Genomic DNA, 19,195 nt, shown 5'->3' with positions numbered 1-19,195 from the left:
GTAAGCAATGTTGCTGGCGCTGGCGCAATGGCTGCAAGGTGACGCAAGCTTTTTGCGCTTGTTCACATACCTGACGTTCCGTGCGGTGATGGCCACCATCACCGCGCTGGGCATCGGCCTGGTCTGTGGCCCCTGGGTGATCCGCAAGCTGACCGAAATGAAGGTCGGCCAGGCCGTGCGCAAGGACGGCCCGCAGACGCACCTGGTGAAATCGGGCACGCCGACCATGGGCGGCGTGCTGATCCTGATCGGCATCGCGGTCGCGACCCTGCTGTGGGGCGACCTGACCAACCGTTTCATCTGGATCGTGATGCTGGTCACCTTCGGCTTCGGCGTGGTCGGCTGGGTCGACGACTACCGCAAGGTGGTCCACAAGGACCCGCGCGGCATGTCGTCGAAGGAGAAGTATTTCTGGCAATCGCTGATCGGGCTGTTCGCGGCGGTCTACCTCGCCTTCAGCGTCTCGGAAGCCAGCAACGTGCGCGTGTTCGACCTGTTCATGGCCTGGGTGCGCAGCGGCCTGTCGATGGGCCTGCCGGCGCGCGCCGACCTGATGCTGCCCTTCCTCAAGTCGATCAGCTATCCGCTCGGCGTGTGGGGCTTCATCGCGCTGACCTACCTGGTGATCGTCGGCGCGAGCAATGCCGTCAACCTCACCGACGGCCTCGACGGCCTGGTGATCATGCCGGTGGTGCTGGTGGGTTCCTCGCTGGGCATCTTCGCCTACGTGATGGGCAGCTCGGTCTACTCGAAATACCTGCTGTTCCCGCACATCCCCGGCGCCGGCGAGCTGCTGATCTTCTGCTCGGCGATGGGCGGCGCGGGCCTGGCCTTCCTCTGGTACAACACGCACCCCGCGCAGGTGTTCATGGGCGACGTCGGCGCGCTGGCGCTGGGCGGCGCGCTCGGCACGGTGGCGGTGATCGTGCGCCAGGAAATCGTGCTGTTCATCATGGGCGGGATCTTCGTCGCCGAAACGCTCTCCGTGATGCTGCAGGTCACCTGGTTCAAGTACACCAAGCGCCGCTACGGCGAAGGGCGCCGCATCTTCAAGATGGCGCCGCTGCATCACCATTTCGAATTGTCCGGCTGGAAGGAAACGCAGGTGGTGGTGCGCTTCTGGATCATCACCCTGATGCTCTGTCTGTTCGGTTTGTCCACCCTCAAGCTGCGGTAAAGGGATAGCAAGGATGTCTGGCGAGATGTTTGGAGATCGGCAACGGCCGATGGTGCTGGTGCTGGGGCTCGGTGAATCGGGTCTCGCGATCGCGCGTTGGTGCGCGAGGCACGCCTGTCCGCTGCGGATCGCGGATACGCGCGAGGCGCCGCCGAATCTTGCCGCGCTGCGCGAGACCGTCGCCGAGGCGGAATTCGTCGGCGGTTCGTTCTCGCCCGCTCTGCTCGACGGTGGCATCGAACTGGTCGCCCTGAGCCCGGGCCTGTCGCCGCAGGAGCCCGCGCTGGCCTCGCTGCTGGCGGCCGCGCGCGAACGCGGCATCCCGGTGTGGGGCGAACTCGAATTCTTCGCGCGCGCGCTGGCGGCGCTGGCCGCGAACGGTTACGCGCCCAAGGTGCTGGCGATCACGGGCACCAATGGCAAGACCACCACCACCAGCCTGACCGGGCTGCTCTGCGAACGCGCCGGACGCTCGGTGGCGGTGGCGGGCAATATCAGCCCGGCCATGCTCGACAAGCTCTCGGCCGCGATCGACGCGGCCGCGCTGCCGGACGTGTGGGTGCTCGAGCTGTCGAGCTTCCAGCTGGACAGCGCGGAAAGCTTCGCGCCCGACGCGGCCACCGTGCTCAACATCACGCAGGATCACCTCGACTGGCATGGCGGCTTCGAGGCCTACGCGGCCGCCAAGGGCCGCGTCTTCGGGCCGCGCACGGTACGCGTGCTCAACCGCGGCGACGCCGAAGTCATGAAGTTCGTGCCGCCGGCCGCCGCCGCCGACGCGCCGCGCGTCGTCACCTTCGGCCTGGACGAGCCGAGCCGCGAGGGCGATTACGGCCTCGCGCGCGACAACGGCATCAACTGGCTGGTGGAAGCGGTCGATCGCGACGGCAACGACGAACCGGTCTCGCCGCGTCGCCGCAAGGCCGAGGCCGCCGCCGCGCCGAACCTGGTTTCCAAGCGGCTGATGCCGGCCGACGCGCTGCGCATCCGCGGCCTGCATAACGCCGCGAACGCGCTGGCCGCGTTCGCGCTGGCGCGCGCGATCGAGCTGCCGCCCGCCGCCCTGCTGCACGGCCTGCGCGAATACCGCGGCGAAGCCCATCGCGTCGAGCTGATCGCCTCGCTCGACGGAGTCGACTACGTCGACGACAGCAAGGGCACCAATGTCGGCGCGACGGTCGCCGCGCTCGACGGCCTGGCGCAACGCACTGTGCTGATCGCCGGCGGCGACGGCAAGGGCCAGGCGTTCGCGCCGCTCGCGGCGCCCGTGGCGCGCTGGTGCCGGACCGTGATGCTGATCGGCCGCGACGCGCCGCTGATTCGCGAGGCGCTTGCCGAGACCGGCGTGCCGCTGGTCGAACACGCCACGCTCGAGGCGGCCGTGCAGGCCGCCAGCATGATGGCCGAGCCCGGCGACGTGGTGCTGCTGTCGCCGGCCTGCGCGAGCTTCGACATGTTCACCGGCTACGCGCATCGCGCCGCCGTGTTCCGCAGCGCACTCGAGGACATCGCACTCGATCGAGGTACGACGCTATGAGCTGGTCCGACCGTTTCGTCTCCCGTTTCATCGGCCAGCGCGAGGCCGGCGGTGCCGCCTCCGTCGCCCGTGCCGCCACCGGCCGCGCCGCCTCGGCCGCCAGCGGCCTGGCCGCCGGCCTCGGCGGGGTGCGCCCGACGCGCTCGCGCATGCTCGACTTCGACTACTCGCTGATGTGGGTGGCGATCGCCCTGCTCGGGCTCGGCGTGGTGATGGTCTATTCGGCGTCGATCGCGATGCCCGATTCGCCGAAGTACGCCGCCTATCACGACTATGCCTTCCTGCTGCGCCATATCGTGTCGCTGACGGTCGCCTTCGTGGCGGCCGTGTTCGCGTTCCGGGTGCCGATCGCGACCTGGGACAAGTACGCGCCGCACCTGTTCCTGCTGGCGCTGGTGGCCCTGGCGATCGTGCTGGTGCCGCACGTCGGCAAGGGCGTGAACGGCGCGCGCCGCTGGATTCCGCTCGGCATCACCAATATGCAGCCGTCCGAGATCATGAAGCTCGCGGTGACGATCTACGCGGCCAACTACACGGTGCGCAAGCAGGAGTACATGCAGAGCTTCGCCAAGGGCTTCATGCCGATGGCGGCCGCGGTCGGCCTGGTCGGCATGCTGCTGCTGCTCGAGCCCGACATGGGCGCCTTCATGGTGGTGGCCGCGATCGCGATGGGCGTGCTGTTCCTCGGCGGCGTGAACGGCAAGCTGTTCGGCGGCCTGGTGGCCACCGCGGTCGGCACCTTCACGATGCTGGTCTGGCTCTCGCCCTGGCGGCGCGAGCGGATCTTCGCCTATCTCGATCCCTGGGACGAGCGCTACGCGCAGGGCAAGGCCTACCAGCTCACCCACTCGCTGATCGCCTTCGGTCGCGGCGAGTGGTTCGGCGTCGGCCTGGGCGGCAGCGTCGAGAAGCTCAACTACCTGCCCGAGGCGCATACCGACTTCATCCTCGCCGTGATCGGCGAGGAGCTCGGCTTCGTCGGCGTGCTGGTGGTGATCCTGCTGTTCTACTGGATCGTGCGCCGGGCCTTCGAGATCGGCCGCCAGGCGCTCGCGCTCGACCGCACCTTCGCGGGGCTGATGGCCAAGGGCGTCGGCATCTGGTTCGGCGCGCAAGCCTTCATCAACATGGGCGTGAACCTCGGCCTGCTGCCGACCAAGGGCCTCACGCTGCCGCTGGTCAGCTACGGCGGCTCGGGCATCCTGCTCAACTGCATCTCGCTGGCGGTGCTGCTGCGCGTCGACTACGAGAACCGGGTGCTGATGCGCGGAGGCAAGATATGAGCGCCAAACCGCGCACGCTGATGGTGATGGCAGGCGGCACCGGGGGCCACGTGTTCCCGGGGCTGGCCGTCGCCCATCGGATGGAGGCGCAGGGCTGGCGCGTGGTGTGGCTCGGCAATCCGGCCGGCATGGAAGCGAGCCTGGTGCCCAAGCACGGCATTCCGATGGAGCCGGTGCGCTTCGGCGGGCTGCGCGGCAAGGGCCTGAAGACCAAGCTGACGCTGCCCTTCAACCTGCTGCGCGCCTGCGCGCAGAGCCTCGGCGCATTGCGCCGCGTGCAGCCCGACGTGGTGCTCGGCATGGGCGGCTACATCACCTTCCCGGCCGGCGTGATGACCGCGCTGACCGGCCGCCCGCTGGTGCTGCACGAGCAGAATTCGGTCGGCGGCCTGGCCAACAAGGTGCTGGCCAAGCTGGCCCGGCGCGTGCTGGTGGCCTTCCCCGGTGCCTTGCCGAAGGCCGAGTGGACCGGCAACCCGATTCGCGACGAGCTCGCGCATTGCGCGCTGCCGGCCGCGCGCTACGCCGCGCGCAGCGGCCCGCTGCGCCTGCTGGTGGTGGGCGGCAGCCTGGGCGCGGCCGCGCTCAACGAAGTCGTGCCCCGCGCGCTGGCGCTGCTCTCGCCCGAAAGCCGCCCGCGGGTGGTGCACCAGGCCGGCGCCAAGCATATCGACGCGCTGCGCGCGAACTACGACGCGGCAGGGCTCGCGGCCGGCCAGGACGTCGAGCTGCTGCCCTTCATCGACGACATGGCCGCGGCCTATGCGAACGCCGACCTGGTGATCTGCCGCTCCGGCGCGATGACGGTCTCGGAGATCGCCGCGGTGGGCGTAGCCGCGTTGTTCGTGCCGTTCCCGCACGCGGTCGACGATCACCAGACCACCAACGCCGCCTTCCTGGCCGACCAGGGCGCGGCGGTCCTCGTACAACAACGCGACCTGTCGGCCGAGCTGCTCGCCGACTGGCTGCGCGGCCAGACGCGCGACTCGCTCGCGCAGATGGCCGAACGTTCGCGCTCGCTTGCGAAGCCCGATGCCACCGATGTGGTCGCGCGCGTGTGCGCGCAGGCCGCGGGCGCGAACCTGGAATCGAAGTCATGAAACACATCGTCAAACACATCCATTTCGTCGGCATCGGCGGTGCTGGCATGAGCGGCATCGCCGAGGTGCTGGTCAATCTGGGCTACCAGGTCAGCGGCTCCGACCTGTCGCGCAATGCCGTGACCGAGCGGCTCGAGGCGCTCGGCGCGCGCGTGGCGATCGGCCACGACGCGGCCAATATCGAGGGGGCGAACGCCGTGGTGGTGTCCACCGCGGTGCGCTCGGACAATCCCGAGGTGCTAGCCGCGCGCCGGCTGCGCGTGCCGATCGTGCCGCGCGCGGTGATGCTGGCCGAGCTGATGCGCCTGAAGCAGGGCATCGCGATCGCCGGCACCCACGGCAAGACCACCACCACCAGCCTGGTGGCCAGCGTGCTGGCCGCGGGCGGCCTGGACCCGACCTTCGTGATCGGCGGCCGCCTGATCAGCGCCGGCGCCAACGCGCGGCTCGGCTCGGGCGACTTCATCGTGGCCGAGGCGGACGAGTCGGATGCCTCGTTCCTGAACCTGTATCCCGTCATCGAGGTGATCACCAACATCGATGAAGACCACATGGATACCTACGGGCACGATTTCGCGCGCCTGAAGCAGGCCTTCATCGAATTCACCCAGCGGCTGCCGTTCTACGGCAGCGCGGTGGTCTGCGTCGACGATCCGAACGTGCGCCAGATCATTCCCTTCATCTCCAAGCCGGTGGTGCGCTACGGCCTGTCGCCCGACGCCGAGGTGCGGGCCGAGCAGGTCGACGCGCGCGACGGCCGCATGCACTTCACGGTGATCCGCGACGGCCACGCGCCGCTGCCGGTGGTGCTGAACCTGCCGGGTCTGCACAACGTGCAGAACGCGCTGGCGGCGATCGCGATCGCCACCGATCTCGGCGTGGCGGACGCGGCGATCCAGCAGGCGCTGGCCGACTTCAACGGCGTGGGCCGGCGCTTCCAGCGCTACGGCGAACTCGCCGCGGCCGACGGCGGCAGCTACACGCTGATCGACGACTACGGCCATCACCCGGTCGAGATGGCGGCCACCATCGCCGCGGCGCGCGGCGCGTTCCCGGGCCGCCGGCTGGTGCTGGCGTTCCAGCCGCATCGCTATACGCGCACGCGCGACTGCTTCGAGGATTTCGTCAACGTGCTGTCGACCGTCGACGCGCTGGTGCTGACCGAGGTCTACGCGGCCGGCGAGGCGGCGATCCCGACCGCCAGCGGCGAGGCCCTGTCGCGCGCGCTGCGCGAGATCGGCCGGGTCGATCCGAGCTTCGTGGCCGGCGTCGACGAGGTCCCGGCCGCGCTCGCCCAGGTGGTGCGCGCCGGCGATGTGGTGATCACGATGGGCGCGGGTTCGATCGGCGCGGTGCCGGGCCGGATCGCGCAGCAACAGCAACAGAAGGGATGACATGAGCGGGATCGATCCGAAACGTTTCGGCAAGGTGGCGGTACTGTTGGGCGGCGTGTCCGCCGAGCGCGAGGTATCGCTGAAATCGGGCACGCTGGTCGTGCAGGGGCTGCGCGAGGCCGGCATCGACGCGCATCCGTTCGATCCGTCCGAGCGGCCGCTGGCCGCGCTCAAGGACGAAGGCTACGTGCGCGCCTTCAACGCGCTGCACGGCGGCTACGGCGAGAACGGCCAGATCCAGGGCGCGCTCGACTTCTACGGCATCCGCTACACCGGCACCGGCGTGCTCGGCTCGGCGCTCGGCCTCGACAAGTTCCGCACCAAGCTGGTCTGGCAGCAGACCGGCATCCCCACGCCGCCGTTCGAGGTGGTGCTGCGCGGCGACGACTACGCCGCGCGCGCGCCGGAAATCGTCGCGAAGCTGGGCCTGCCGCTGTTCGTGAAGCCGGCCAGCGAGGGCTCGAGCGTGGCGGTGATCAAGGTCAAGGACGCGGCGGCGCTGCCTGCCGCGCTCGACGAGGCCGCGCGGCACGACAAGATCGTGCTGGTCGAGAAGAGCATCGAGGGCGGCGGCGAGTACACCGCCTGCATCGCCGGCGACCTGGACCTGCCGGTGATCCGCATCGTGCCGGCCGGCGAGTTCTACGACTACCACGCGAAGTACATCGCCGACGACACGCAGTACCTGATTCCTTGCGGCATCGAGGCTGGCCGCGAAGCCGAAGTCAAGCGCCTGGCGCGCCGAGCCTTCGACGTGCTGGGCTGCACCGACTGGGGGCGCGCCGACTTCATGCTCGACGCCGCGGGCAACCCGTATTTCCTGGAAGTGAACACCGCGCCGGGCATGACCGACCACTCGCTGCCGCCCAAGGCGGCGCGCGCGGTCGGCATCAGCTACTCGGAGCTGGTGGTGAAGGTGCTGGCCATGACGCTCGAAGACTGACGGGACACGGGACGCAACCATGTGGAACAACGTTCGCCAACTCAACCTCGCGGCCAGCGCGCTCTACGCGCTGCTGCTGCTCGGTTGCACGGCGGCGGGCTGCTACTGGCTGATCCAGCGCCCGGCTTTCGCGCTGCGGACGATCCTGATCGACGGCGACACCGAGCACATCAACGCGCCCACCGTGCGCGCCGGCGTGGTCGGGCGGCTGAAGGGCAATTTCTTCACGGTCGATCTCGACACCGCGCGCGTCGCGTTCGAGCAGATGCCGTGGGTGCGCCACGCCAGCGTGCGGCGGGTCTGGCCGAACGCGCTGGCTGTCACGCTGGAGGAGTACAAGCCGCTGGGTACCTGGGGCAGCGACCAGCTGGTCAGCACCGACGGCGAGCTGTTCACGGCCAACCAGGGCGAACTCGACGAGGAACTGCCGGCCTTCGACGGACCGGACGGCAGCGCGAGGGAGGTGGTGCAGCGCTATCGCGACTTCGCGAAGTGGCTCGCGCCGCTCGACTCGGCGCCCGAGGAGGTGAGCCTGTCCTCGCGCTACGCCTGGACGGTGAAGCTGGCCAACGGCATGGAGATCGAATTCGGTCGCGAGCGCAATGGCGACACGCTGCCGGATCGCGCGCAACGGCTGGTCGCCGCGTGGCCGGCCGTGACGCAACGCTGGGGCAAGGACATCGAGTACGCGGACCTGCGTTATCCGAACGGTTTTGCGATCCGGGCGGCGAACATGCGCTTCCTGAGCGACGCCGACAAGGCCAAAAAGTAACAAGACATCACACGCAAGAGCACTTATGAGCAAAGACTACAAGGATCTGCTGGTTGCCCTCGACATTGGCACGTCGAAGGTCGTGGCCGTCGTGGCGGAGCTGAAAGGCGAGGGCCACTACGAGGTGATCGGGCTTGGCCAGAGCGAGTCGAAAGGTCTCAAGAAAGGCGTGGTGGTGAACATCGAGGCCACCGTGCAGTCGATCCAGCGCGCGCTCGAGGAAGCCGAGCTGATGGCCGACTGCAAGATCACGAACGTGTTCACGGGGATCGCCGGCAGCCACATCCGCAGCTTCAACTCGAGCGGGATGGTGGCGATCAAGGAGAAGGAGGTCACCCAGACCGACGTGGCGCGCGTGATCGAGACCGCCAAGGCGATCAACATCCCGACCGACCAGCAGGTGCTGCACATCCTGACCCAGGAATTCATCATCGACGGCCAGGAGGACGTGCGCGAGCCGATCGGCATGAGCGGGATCCGCCTCGAGGTGAAGGTGCACATCGTGACGGGCGCGGTCAGCGCCGCGCAGAACATCGTCAAGTGCGTGCGCCGCTGCGGGCTGGAAGTGAACGACCTGATCCTGCAGCCGCTGGCCTCGTCGCTGGCGGTGCTGACCGAGGACGAGAAGGATCTCGGCGTGGTGCTGGTCGACATCGGCGGCGGCACCACCGACATCGCGATCTTCGCCGAAGGCGCGATCCGCCATACCGCGGTGATCCCGATCGCCGGCGACCAGATCACCAGCGACATCGCGATGGCGCTGCGCACGCCGACGCCGGACGCGGAGGACATCAAGGTCAGCCACGGCATCGCCAAGCAGGCGCTGGCCGACCCGGACGAGATGGTCGAGGTGCCGGGGCTCGGCGAGCGCGGCCCGCGCACGCTGTCGCGCCAGGCGCTGGCGGCGGTCATCGAGCCGCGCGTCGAGGAGCTGTTCTCGCTGGTGCAGCAGGTGGTGCGCGAGTCGGGTTACGAAGAGTTACTGAGTTCCGGTGTCGTGCTGACCGGCGGTGCTGCGATGATGCCGGGCATGGTCGAACTCGGCGAGGACATCTTCCTCAAACCGGTGCGCATCGGCGCGCCGGAATACGCGGGCGGCCTGGCCGACGTGGTGCGCAATCCGCGCTACTCGACGGCGATGGGGCTGCTGGTGGAGGGCAGCGCGCAGCGGATGCGCGGGCGCAAGGTCGCCGTGCAATCCGGTTCCGCGGGGCAGATCTTCACGCGCATGAAGGACTGGTTCCTGAGCAATTTCTAAGGGTTTTAGCGCCGGTGCCGGCGGCCGGCGCGCGGACAGGAGGTTGCCCGATCTCCTGCCGGATAACGGCCGAGCAGATTTATCTTTCTTGACGGAGGCAACAATGGAATTCGAAATGCTGGAAACCGAGACCAACGGCACCATCATCAAGGTGATCGGGGTCGGTGGCGCGGGCGGCAACGCCGTGGCGCACATGATCAACCGTGGTGTCCAGGGCGTCGATTTCGTCGTCATGAACACCGACGCGCAGGCGCTCTCGCGCTCGCGCGCACCGAACGTGATCCAGCTCGGCAACACCGGCCTGGGCGCCGGCGCGAAGCCGGACATGGGTCGTGCGGCGGCGGAAGAGGCGCGTGAGCGCATCGCCGATTCGCTGCGCGGCGCGCACATGGTGTTCATCACCGCCGGCATGGGCGGCGGCACCGGCACGGGCGCCGCGCCCGTGGTGGCGCAGATCGCCAAGGAAATGGGCATCCTGACGGTGGGTGTCGTCAGCAAGCCGTTCGAGTTCGAGGGCGGCAAGCGCATGCGCGTGGCCGAGGCCGGCGCGCAACAGCTCGAGGATCACGTCGATTCGCTGATCGTGGTGCTCAACGACAAGCTGTTCGACGTGATGGGCGACGACGCCGAGATGGACAAGTGCTTCCAGTGCGCCGACGACGTGCTGAACAACGCCGTGGCCGGCATCGCCGAGATCATCAATGTCGACGGCCTGGTCAACGTCGACTTCGAGGACGTGAAGACGGTGATGGGCGAGCAGGGCAAGGCGATGATGGGCACCGCGACGGTCGCGGGCGTCGATCGCGCGCGCCTGGCCGCCGAGCAGGCGGTCGCAAGCCCGCTGCTGGAAGGCGTGGACCTGTCGGGCGCGCGTGGCGTGCTGGTCAACATCACCTCGAGCCGTTCGCTGCGTCTGTCGGAAACGCGCGAAGTGATGAACACCATCAAGAGCTACGCCGCGGAAGACGCGACCGTGATCTTCGGCGCGGTCTACGACGACGCGATGGGCGATGCGCTGCGCGTGACGGTGGTCGCCACCGGCCTGGGCCGTGCCGCGAAGAAGCAGCAGACCACGCCGATGACGCTGCTGCGCACCGGCACCGACAACCAGCCGGTTGGCGCGGTCGGCCACAGCTACGCGCCGGCGCACGTGAATACGTCGGACTACGGCGCGCTCGACACGCCGGCGGTCTGGCGCAATTCGCGCGAGACGGCGGCGTCGCACGTGCAGGCGCTGCAGGAAAAGGGCGTCGACACGTACGACATCCCGGCCTTCCTGCGCAAGCAGGCCGACTGACAGGGGCAGGCCGGCCGCTCGCGCGGCCAGCCGACCTGACGGGTTGAACGCAACCGCAACAGGCCGCGTCGCTGTCGACGCCGGGCCGGGCCAGCTGCCCTCTTCGCATTCGCGAGGCGGAATGGGCCTTGCCGTCCCTGTCGGTTACGTCACCCGCAACCGCATCGCAATGAAGGACCAGTCATGATTCAAGCAGGCGACACGCTGCCCGACGCACAAGTCTTCGAATTCGTCGACGAAGCGCGCGAGGGCTGCACGCTCGGGCCGAATGCGCTCGACGTGCGTGAGCAGACGGCGGGCAAGCGCGTGGTGATCTTCGGATTGCCGGGCGCGTTCACGCCGACCTGTTCGGCGAAGCATGTACCGGGTTATGTCGAGCAGTTCGACGCGTTTAGCGCGGCCGGCATCGACGAGATCTGGTGCGTGTCCGTCAACGACGCATTCGTGATGGGCGCTTGGGGACGGGATCAGCACACCGCGGGCAAGGTGCGCATGATCGCGGACGGCAGCGCAGCCTTCACTCATGCACTGGGGCTTACGCAGGATCTGTCCGCGCGCGGCATGGGAATTCGTTCCCAGCGCTACGCGATGGTGGTCGACGACGGCGTGGTCAAGACGCTGGCCGTCGAGGCACCGGGCAAGTTCGAAGTCAGCGACGCGGCAAGCATCCTGGCGGCCGTGAAGCGCTGACGCGCTTCGCGCCGCACGTTGCGTCGCGGCAACGCGTCGCATAAAAGGGTGCCGCAACACGGGCCGTCGTCCGGGAACGCCTCCGTTCCGGGCGCCGGCCCGTCTTTCTTGACCTGTGCGTGCCTTGCAGGGGTAACGTGCAGAAACAGTTGATACGACATTCGGCGCAACCCGGCCTGTCGTTTTGCGCTATACTCTCGTCTATCGAATAAAAGTCCTGATTGATAACTTCAATCAAGAAGCACAACACCATGTTGAAGCAGCGAACCATCAAATCGATCGTGAAGACCGTCGGCATTGGCGTCCACTCGGGCCGCAAGGTCGAACTGACGCTCCGTCCGGCCGCAGCGGGCACGGGGATTGTTTTCACGCGCGTCGATTTGGCCACGCCGGTCGAGATCCCGGCCAAGCCGCTGGCGATCGGCGACACGCGCCTGGCCTCGGTGCTGCAGAAGGACGGCGCGCGCGTCTCGACCATCGAGCACCTGATGTCGGCCTGCGCCGGCCTCGGCATCGACAATCTCTACGTCGACGTGACCGCCGAGGAAATCCCGATCATGGACGGCAGCGCCGCGTCCTTCGTGTTCCTGATCCAGTCGGCCGGCATTGAGGAACAGAACGCGCCGAAGCGCTTCATCCAGGTCAAGCGCCGGGTGGAGATCCGCGACGGCGACAAGTTCGCGCGACTCGATCCCTACTTCGGCTTCAAGCTCAAGTTCACCATCGACTTCCGCCATCCGGCCGTCGACAAGACCGGCCAGGAGCTCGAGGTCGATTTCGGTACCACCTCGTATGTTCGCGAGATCGCGCGGGCCCGCACCTTCGGCTTCGCGCACGAGGTCGAGATGCTGCGCGAGCTCGGCCTTGCGCGCGGCGGCAGCATGGACAACGCGATCGTGCTCGACGAGTACCGCATCCTCAACAACGACGGCCTGCGCTACGACGACGAGTTCGTGAAGCACAAGATGCTCGACGCGATCGGCGATCTCTACGTGATCGGCCATCCGCTGCTGGCCTCGTATACGGCCTACAAGTCGGGCCACGGGCTGAACAACGCGCTGCTGCGTGAATTGCTCGCGCACGAGGACGCCTACGAGATCGTCACGTTCGATGACCTGAAGGCCGCGCCGCGCGGTTTCGGTTTCGAGGCGCAGACGGCCTTCGCCTGAGCGGTTTCGGCGGGGTCTAATGAGAAAGGCAGCCTTCCGGCTGCCTTTTTTGCGTTTCGGGCCGGCAAGGCGGCGATTTCAGCGCGTCGGTTTTGTCTTGGCGTGGCGCGCGGCCATCCGTGCCAGTGCGCTCTGCAGCGGCGAGGACGGCAGGCTGTCGGCCAGTTCGCGCAGTGCATCGGCACCGGCCGGCGTCATGCGCGCCTGCTTGATCCGCACCGGCTCGGGAGCATCCTGCGGGCGCACCCGGACCTTCAGCATCGCCACGTGCCAGCCGCGTGCCTGCAGGTCGGCCACCAGGCGCGGCGCGACCTGCCGCAACCGCGCGGCCAGCGCGTTGTGCCCCGCGAACAGGGTCAGCACGCCGTCCTTGATCGAGCCGGGATCGACATGATTGGCCAGGTACTCGGGCAGCAGCGCGCGCAGGTCGCGCTGCAGCGAGGCGACCTGCTCGACGCCGGCGCGCAGCGCGGCGAACGCGTCGGTGCGCTTGAGCACGTCGGCGGCGACCTGCGGCCGCGCGAAGCCTGACGGATGGGCGTACCTGGAGGAGCGGTTCATGGACGGACAGGCGGGAGCAATGGCCGGATTGTACCGCGCGCAATGGCGGCCGGCGGCCGTTTCCACGGGGCCGGATCGTTTTGCGGTGGGTCCCGCGATGGCCCTGCAGTCGCCCCTCGCCGTGTCCTCGCGGCGCCTCTTGCGGTGGCGCCGATCCGCCCGCATATCGGTAGCGGCGCGGGCAGCTTCGGCCCGGGCGTCGCGGCCCGCGAAGTCGGTGCCGGCGCGACACCGGCTTGCCTAAATGCGCGTGCTAAAATTCCTCGTTTGAATTCACTCATACGCTAAGCCGCCAAGGCTCGGCGCGCCGGGGCCGGCGTCATCCGCTCCGGGGCCGTTGCTGCGACGCAGACCCGATCGATGACAACCGGTTTTCTCCAGAAGATTTTTGGCAGCCGCAACCAGCGGCTAGTCAAGCAATACCAAAAGACCGTCACGGCGATCAATGCGCTCGAATCGCAATTCGAGCAGCTGACGGATGACCAGTTGCGCGGCAAGACGGGTGAATTCCGGCAGCGTGTCGCGGCCGGCGAGTCGCTCGACAAGCTGCTGCCGGAGGCGTTCGCGGTGTGCCGCGAAGCCAGTCGGCGAGTGCTGAAGATGCGCCACTTCGACGTGCAACTGATCGGCGGCATGGTGCTGCATTACGGCAAGATCGCCGAAATGCGTACCGGCGAGGGCAAGACCCTGGTGGCGACGCTGCCGGTCTACCTGAACGCGCTGTCGGGCCGCGGCGTGCACGTGGTGACCGTCAACGACTACCTGGCGCAGCGCGATGCCGAGTGGATGGCGCGCCTCTACAACTTCCTCGGGCTGTCGGTCGGCATCAACCTGTCCGGCATGGAGCACGAGCAGAAGCAGGAAGCCTACGCGTCCGACATCACCTACGGCACCAACAACGAATTCGGCTTCGACTACCTGCGCGACAACATGGTCTACGAGACCGAGGCGCGCGTGCAGCGGGCGCTGAACTTTGCGGTGGTCGACGAGGTGGACTCGATCCTGATCGACGAGGCCCGCACGCCGCTGATCATCTCGGGCCAGGCCGAGGACCACACCGAACTCTACGTGCGCATGAACGCGCTGCCGCCGCTGCTCGAGCGCCAGATCGGCGAGGAAAAGGCCGACGGCACCGGCGTCGAGAAGCCGGGCGACTACACGCTCGACGAGAAGGCGCGCCAGGTGTTCCTGACCGAGTTGGGTCACGAGAAGGCCGAGCGCCTGCTGTCCGAGTGGGGCCTGATCGGCGAGGGCGAGAGCCTGTACGCGCCGCAGAACATCACGCTGATGCACCACGTGTACGCGGCGCTGCGTGCCCACACGCTGTTCCATCTCGACCAGCACTACGTGGTGCAGAACGGCGAGGTGGTGATCGTCGACGAGTTCACCGGCCGCCTGATGGCGGGCCGCCGCTGGTCCGACGGCCTGCACCAGGCGGTCGAGGCCAAGGAGCACGCGAAGATCCAGAGCGAGAACCAGACGCTCGCCTCGATCACCTTCCAGAACTACTTCCGCATGTACGCGAAGCTGGCCGGCATGACCGGCACGGCCGATACCGAAGCGTACGAATTCAACGAGATCTACGGCCTCGAGACGGTGGTGATCCCCACCAACCGTCCGCCCAAGCGGATCGACAAGCAGGACCAGATCTACAAGAGCGCGAAGGAGCGCTACGACGCGGTGATCCGCGACATCCGCGACTGCTACGAGCGTGGCCAGCCGGTGCTGGTCGGTACCACCTCGATCGAGAACTCCGAGCTGCTCTCGCACCTGCTCAAGCAGGCCGGGCTGCCGCACGAGGTGCTCAACGCCAAGCAGCACGCGCGCGAGGCGGCGATCGTCGCCGAGGCCGGCCGGCCCAAGCGGATCACGATCGCCACCAACATGGCCGGTCGCGGTACCGACATCGTGCTGGGCGGCAACGCCGAGAAGCAGGCCGCCTTCCTCGAGGCCGACGAGGCGATCCCGGCCGAGGAGAAGGCCGCGCGCATCAAGCAGCTGCACGACGAGTGGGAGACGCTGCACGAGCAGGTCAAGGCCGCCGGCGGCCTGCACATCATCGGCACCGAGCGCCACGAATCGCGCCGGATCGACAACCAGCTGCGCGGCCGTGCCGGCCGCCAGGGCGACCCGGGTTCCTCGCGCTTCTACCTGTCGCTCGACGATCCGCTGCTGCGCATCTTCGCGGGCGACCGCGTGCGCGCCATCATGGACCGCCTGAAGATGCCCGAGGGCGAGGCGATCGAGGCCGGCATCGTGACGCGCTCGATCGAATCGGCGCAACGCAAGGTCGAGGCGCGCAACTTCGACATCCGCAAGCAGTTGCTCGAATACGACGACGTCTCCAACGACCAGCGCAAGGTCATCTACCAGCAGCGCAATGAACTGCTCGAGGCGCACGACATCGCCGAGACGATCGGCGCGATGCGCCATGGCGTGATCACCGAGGTGGTCCACCAGTTCGTGCCGCAGGGCAGCATCGAGGAGCAATGGGACCTGCCCGAGCTCGAGGAAGCGCTGCGCAACGACTGGGGGCTCGACCTGGCGATCCAGGAGATGGTCAACGAGTCGCAGTCGATCAGCGTCGACGAAATCCTCGAAGCCGTCGTGACGGCCGCCGACGAGCATTACGAGGCCAAGGTCACGATGGTCGGCCGCGAGGCCTTCAGCTCCTTCGAGCGCTCGATCATGCTGCAGACGCTCGACCGCCTCTGGCGCGAGCACCTGGCCGCGCTCGACCACCTACGCCAGGGCATCCACCTGCGCGGTTACGCGCAGAAGAACCCGAAGCAGGAATACAAGCGCGAGGCCTTCGAGCTGTTCGCCGCGATGCTCGAGGCGACCAAACAGGAAGTCACGCGCATCGTCATGAACGTGCAGATCCAGTCGCCCGAGCAGCTCGAGGAAGCCGCCGAGCAGATCGAGGAAGCGGGCGGCAATCTCGACAACGTCGAGTTCCGCCACGCCGATTTCTCCGATGCGGGCGCGGCTGCGGCCGGCGTCGCGGTGGCCGCGGCGGCCGCCACCGATGCCACGGCCGAGCTGGTCGGCGACGCGATGGCGGGCAATGCCGTGGGCGAGGTGCCGCGGGTCGGGCGCAACGATCCCTGCCCCTGCGGCAGCGGCAAGAAGTACAAGCAGTGCCACGGCAAGCTGAGCTGATCCCGGCGGCGTTCGGCGCGGCATGCGATCCATGCCGCGCACGGTCGCCGTTTCGTCACTTGGGTACTGCAAGATGAATCCGCGGCGGCCCGCAGCAATGCGCGCCGCCGCTTCGTTCGAATCCATCGATGCCGGCAGGAGCCGGCATTTTCCTTCCGGCAGGTGTCTCCATGGCTGTCAATTTCCCTTCGATCGATCCCGCGCAACTGCATCCCGTCGCCGGCGTCACGCTAGGCTGGGCCGAGGCCAACATCCGCAAGCCGAACCGCAAGGACGTGCTCGTCATCTCGGTCGAGGAAGGCGCGACGGTGGCCGGCGTGTTCACCGAGAACCGCTTCTGTGCGGCGCCCGTGATCGTCTGCCGCGAACACCTGGCTGCGGTGCGTGCCGGCGGCCCGGCGATTCGCGCGCTGGTGGTCAATACCGGTAACGCGAACGCCGGCACCGGCGAGCCGGGCCTGGCGGCGACCCGCGCGACCTGCGACGAGCTCGCGCGCCTGGCCGGCCTGCAGCCCTCGCAGGTGCTGCCGTTCTCCACCGGCGTGATTCTCGAGCCGCTGCCCGTCGATCGCCTGAAGGCCGGCCTGCCGGCCGCGCTGGCGAACCGGGCGGCCGCCAACTGGTTCGACGCCGCGCAGGCGATCATGACCACCGACACGCTGCCCAAGGCCGCCTCGCGCCAGGTCACGATCGACGGCCACACGGTCACGCTGACCGGCATCAGCAAGGGCGCCGGCATGATCAAGCCGAACATGGCCACCATGCTCGGCTACCTGGCCTTCGACGCCAAGGTCGCGCAGCCGGTGCTCGACCAACTGGTGAAGGAAGTCGCGAACCGCTCCTTCAACTGCATCACGATCGACGGCGATACCTCGACCAACGATTCCTTCATCCTGATCGCCTCGGGCAAGTCGAGCCTGCCGGCGATCGATTCGGTGGACTCGCCCGCCTACGCGGCGCTGCGCGAGGCCGTCACCGAGGTGGCGCAGACGCTGTCGCAACTGATCGTGCGCGACGGCGAGGGCGCCACCAAGTTCATGACGGTGCAGGTCGAGGGCGGCCGCGACGTGGCGGAATGCCGGAAGATCGCCTACGCGATCGGCCATTCGCCGCTGGTGAAGACGGCGTTCTACGCCTCGGACCCCAACCTCGGCCGGATCCTGGCCGCGATCGGCTACGCCGGGGTGGGCGATCTCGACGTCGGCAGGATCGACCTCTACCTCGACGACGTGCTGGTGGCCAAGGCCGGCGGCCGCAACCCGGCCTACCAGGAAGCCGACGGCCAGCGCGTGATGAAGCAGAGCGAGATCACGATCCGCGTGCTGCTGGGCCGCGGCGAGGCCAGCGCGACGGTCTGGACCTGCGACCTGTCGCACGACTACGTCAGCATCAACGCCGACTACCGCTCCTGAGCCGGCGCATGGCGCGCCCGGCGCGCCGTGCCGCCGCCGAATCTCGAATCACCCGATTGCTGGAAAGTGGATGGACAAGCTCGAACAGTTTCTCGACCGCGCCGAAGCCCTGCTGGGCCGTTTCGAAGCCCTGCTGCCGCCGGCGCCCGCCGACGTCGACTGGAATGCGGCGACGGCGTTTCGCTGGCGCAAGCGCCAGGGGCGCGGTTACCTGCAGGCCGTGCCGGCCATCTCGCAGATCGCGCTCGACGACCTGCACAACATCGATCGCCAGAAGGGGCTGATCGAACAGAACACGCGCCAGTTCGTGACGCGGCGCCCCGCCAACAACGTGCTGCTGACGGGCGCGCGCGGCACCGGCAAGTCCTCGCTGATCAAGGCCTGCCTCAATGCCTTCGCGGCCGACGGCCTGCGGCTGATCGAGGTCGACAAGGACGACCTGCATGACCTGGGCGATATCGTCGACCTGATTTCGGCGCGCCCGGAGCGCTTCATCGTGTTCTGCGACGATCTCTCCTTCGAGGACGGCGAATCCGGCTACAAGGCGCTGAAGGTGGCGCTGGACGGCTCGATCTCGGCGCAGTCCGACAACGTGCTGATCTACGCGACCTCGAACCGCCGGCACCTGCTGCCGGAGTACATGAGCGACAACGAGAGCTACAAGCACCTGCCCGACGGCGAGATTCATCCCGGCGAAGTGGTGGAGGAGAAGATCTCGCTGTCCGAGCGTTTCGGGCTGTGGGTCAGCTTCTACCCGTTCAAGCAGGACGACTACCTCGCGATCGTCGGGCACTGGCTGCGCCATTTCGGCTGCGACGAGGCGCAGGTCGAGGCCGCGCGCGGCGACGCGCTGGTCTGGGCGCTCGAACGCGGCTCGCGTTCGGGCCGGGTGGCCTGGCAGTTCGCGCGCGACCGCTCCGGTCGTCAGGAGAACGTATGACGGTGAACGCCGAAACCGCGGCCGGCGGCACGGCGCCGCGCAAGGTCACCGAGGTGGCGGTCGGCGTGCTGGTGCAGCCCGACGGCCGCTACCTGCTCGCGCAGCGCCCGGCCGGCAAGCCCTATGAAGGTTACTGGGAGTTCCCCGGCGGCAAGCTGGAGCCGGGCGAGAGCGTGGAAGCGGCGCTTTCGCGCGAGTTGCACGAGGAACTGGGGATTCACGTCACGGCCTGCCATCGCTGGCACACGCTGGAGCATGATTATCCGCACGCCTATGTGCGGCTGTTCTTCTGCAAGGTGACGGGCTGGGACGGCGAGCCGCATAGCCGTGAAGGGCAGGCCTTCGTCTGGCAGCAATTGCCGGTGGAGGTCGATCCGCTGTTGCCGGCGGCCCTGCCGGTGCTCGAACTGCTGGCACGCGAGGCCGAGGCGGGCTGATCGCTTCTCGGCCGTATCTTTTCCGCCCGGTCGTTCGGCTGGGCGGCACCACTTCCCCGTTCC

At 68.1% G+C, this 19,195-nt stretch carries 16 protein-coding genes; 15 read left to right on the top strand and 1 reads right to left on the bottom strand.

Features of this window, described 5'->3' with window-relative positions; all coding sequences use genetic code 11:
• Window positions 1–7: 7 nt before the first annotated feature.
• The 11 genes from mraY (at window position 8) to lpxC (ending at window position 12,620) form a co-directional block, all read left to right on the top strand.
• Entirely contained in the window at window positions 8–1,177 is a 1,170-nt protein-coding gene (mraY, locus tag F3J18_RS14595; protein WP_013696547.1) for a phospho-N-acetylmuramoyl-pentapeptide-transferase, read from the top strand.
• A 25-nt stretch (window positions 1,178–1,202) separates the two neighbouring features.
• Window positions 1,203–2,714 (top strand): UDP-N-acetylmuramoyl-L-alanine--D-glutamate ligase, encoded by a 1,512-nt coding sequence (murD, locus tag F3J18_RS14590; protein WP_166913187.1) that lies wholly within the window; start codon window positions 1,203–1,205, stop codon window positions 2,712–2,714.
• Window positions 2,711–3,997, top strand: a complete 1,287-nt coding sequence (ftsW, locus tag F3J18_RS14585) for a putative lipid II flippase FtsW (protein ID WP_013696549.1) — start codon at window positions 2,711–2,713, stop codon at window positions 3,995–3,997. The genes murD and ftsW overlap by 4 nt, the downstream gene beginning before the upstream one ends.
• Window positions 3,994–5,097 carry an undecaprenyldiphospho-muramoylpentapeptide beta-N-acetylglucosaminyltransferase gene (gene murG, locus F3J18_RS14580; protein WP_025096856.1) on the top strand — a complete coding sequence of 368 codons (1,104 nt, stop codon included), beginning with the start codon at window positions 3,994–3,996 and terminating at the stop codon, window positions 5,095–5,097. The genes ftsW and murG overlap by 4 nt, the downstream gene beginning before the upstream one ends.
• The gene (murC, locus tag F3J18_RS14575; RefSeq protein WP_098181330.1) at window positions 5,094–6,491 is read left to right on the top strand and encodes a UDP-N-acetylmuramate--L-alanine ligase; all 1,398 of its coding nucleotides are present in this window, start codon (window positions 5,094–5,096) and stop codon (window positions 6,489–6,491) included. Before murG ends, murC begins: the two co-directional genes overlap by 4 nt.
• A 1-nt stretch (window position 6,492) precedes the next feature.
• A complete protein-coding gene (locus F3J18_RS14570; protein ID WP_025096854.1) occupies window positions 6,493–7,434 on the top strand; it encodes a D-alanine--D-alanine ligase in 942 nt (313 codons plus the stop codon).
• Between the two features lie 19 nt (window positions 7,435–7,453).
• A complete protein-coding gene (locus F3J18_RS14565; RefSeq protein ID WP_025096853.1) occupies window positions 7,454–8,206 on the top strand; it encodes a cell division protein FtsQ/DivIB in 753 nt (250 codons plus the stop codon).
• A 25-nt stretch (window positions 8,207–8,231) separates the two neighbouring features.
• Window positions 8,232–9,464 (top strand): cell division protein FtsA, encoded by a 1,233-nt coding sequence (ftsA, locus tag F3J18_RS14560; RefSeq protein WP_013696554.1) that lies wholly within the window; start codon window positions 8,232–8,234, stop codon window positions 9,462–9,464.
• A gap of 103 nt (window positions 9,465–9,567) precedes the next feature.
• Window positions 9,568–10,761: a cell division protein FtsZ gene (gene ftsZ, locus F3J18_RS14555; protein ID WP_013696555.1), complete on the top strand. Its 1,194-nt coding sequence runs from the start codon at window positions 9,568–9,570 to the stop codon at window positions 10,759–10,761.
• Between the two features lie 183 nt (window positions 10,762–10,944).
• The gene (locus F3J18_RS14550) at window positions 10,945–11,451 is read left to right on the top strand and encodes a peroxiredoxin (RefSeq protein ID WP_025096852.1); all 507 of its coding nucleotides are present in this window, start codon (window positions 10,945–10,947) and stop codon (window positions 11,449–11,451) included.
• A 251-nt stretch (window positions 11,452–11,702) separates the two neighbouring features.
• Window positions 11,703–12,620 (top strand): UDP-3-O-acyl-N-acetylglucosamine deacetylase, encoded by a 918-nt coding sequence (gene lpxC, locus F3J18_RS14545; protein ID WP_025096851.1) that lies wholly within the window; start codon window positions 11,703–11,705, stop codon window positions 12,618–12,620.
• 78 nt (window positions 12,621–12,698) lie between these two features.
• Here the strand turns inward: lpxC and F3J18_RS14540 are convergent, their stop codons facing one another.
• Window positions 12,699–13,181, bottom strand: a complete 483-nt coding sequence (locus tag F3J18_RS14540; protein ID WP_036038922.1) for a DUF721 domain-containing protein — start codon at window positions 13,179–13,181, stop codon at window positions 12,699–12,701.
• Window positions 13,182–13,541: 360 nt separating this feature from the next.
• Between F3J18_RS14540 and secA the strand changes: the two genes are divergently transcribed.
• The 4 genes from secA (at window position 13,542) to F3J18_RS14520 (ending at window position 19,132) form a co-directional block, all read left to right on the top strand.
• Window positions 13,542–16,343 carry a preprotein translocase subunit SecA gene (gene secA, locus F3J18_RS14535; protein ID WP_025096849.1) on the top strand — a complete coding sequence of 934 codons (2,802 nt, stop codon included), beginning with the start codon at window positions 13,542–13,544 and terminating at the stop codon, window positions 16,341–16,343.
• Window positions 16,344–16,513: 170 nt separating this feature from the next.
• Window positions 16,514–17,755: a bifunctional glutamate N-acetyltransferase/amino-acid acetyltransferase ArgJ gene (gene argJ, locus F3J18_RS14530; protein ID WP_025096848.1), complete on the top strand. Its 1,242-nt coding sequence runs from the start codon at window positions 16,514–16,516 to the stop codon at window positions 17,753–17,755.
• Between the two features lie 70 nt (window positions 17,756–17,825).
• Window positions 17,826–18,695, top strand: coding sequence for an ATP-binding protein (locus F3J18_RS14525; RefSeq protein WP_025096847.1), 870 nt, complete (start codon window positions 17,826–17,828; stop codon window positions 18,693–18,695).
• Window positions 18,692–19,132, top strand: a complete 441-nt coding sequence (locus tag F3J18_RS14520; protein ID WP_013696562.1) for an NUDIX domain-containing protein — start codon at window positions 18,692–18,694, stop codon at window positions 19,130–19,132. Before F3J18_RS14525 ends, F3J18_RS14520 begins: the two co-directional genes overlap by 4 nt.
• Window positions 19,133–19,195 lie beyond the last annotated feature (63 nt).

Source organism: Burkholderia sp. Ax-1720, assembly GCF_011753035.1.
Lineage (GTDB): Bacteria > Pseudomonadota > Gammaproteobacteria > Burkholderiales > Burkholderiaceae > Burkholderia > Burkholderia gladioli.
The sequence above is the reverse complement of the archived record's forward strand: the minus strand, read 5'-3'. Positions and strand labels throughout refer to the sequence as shown.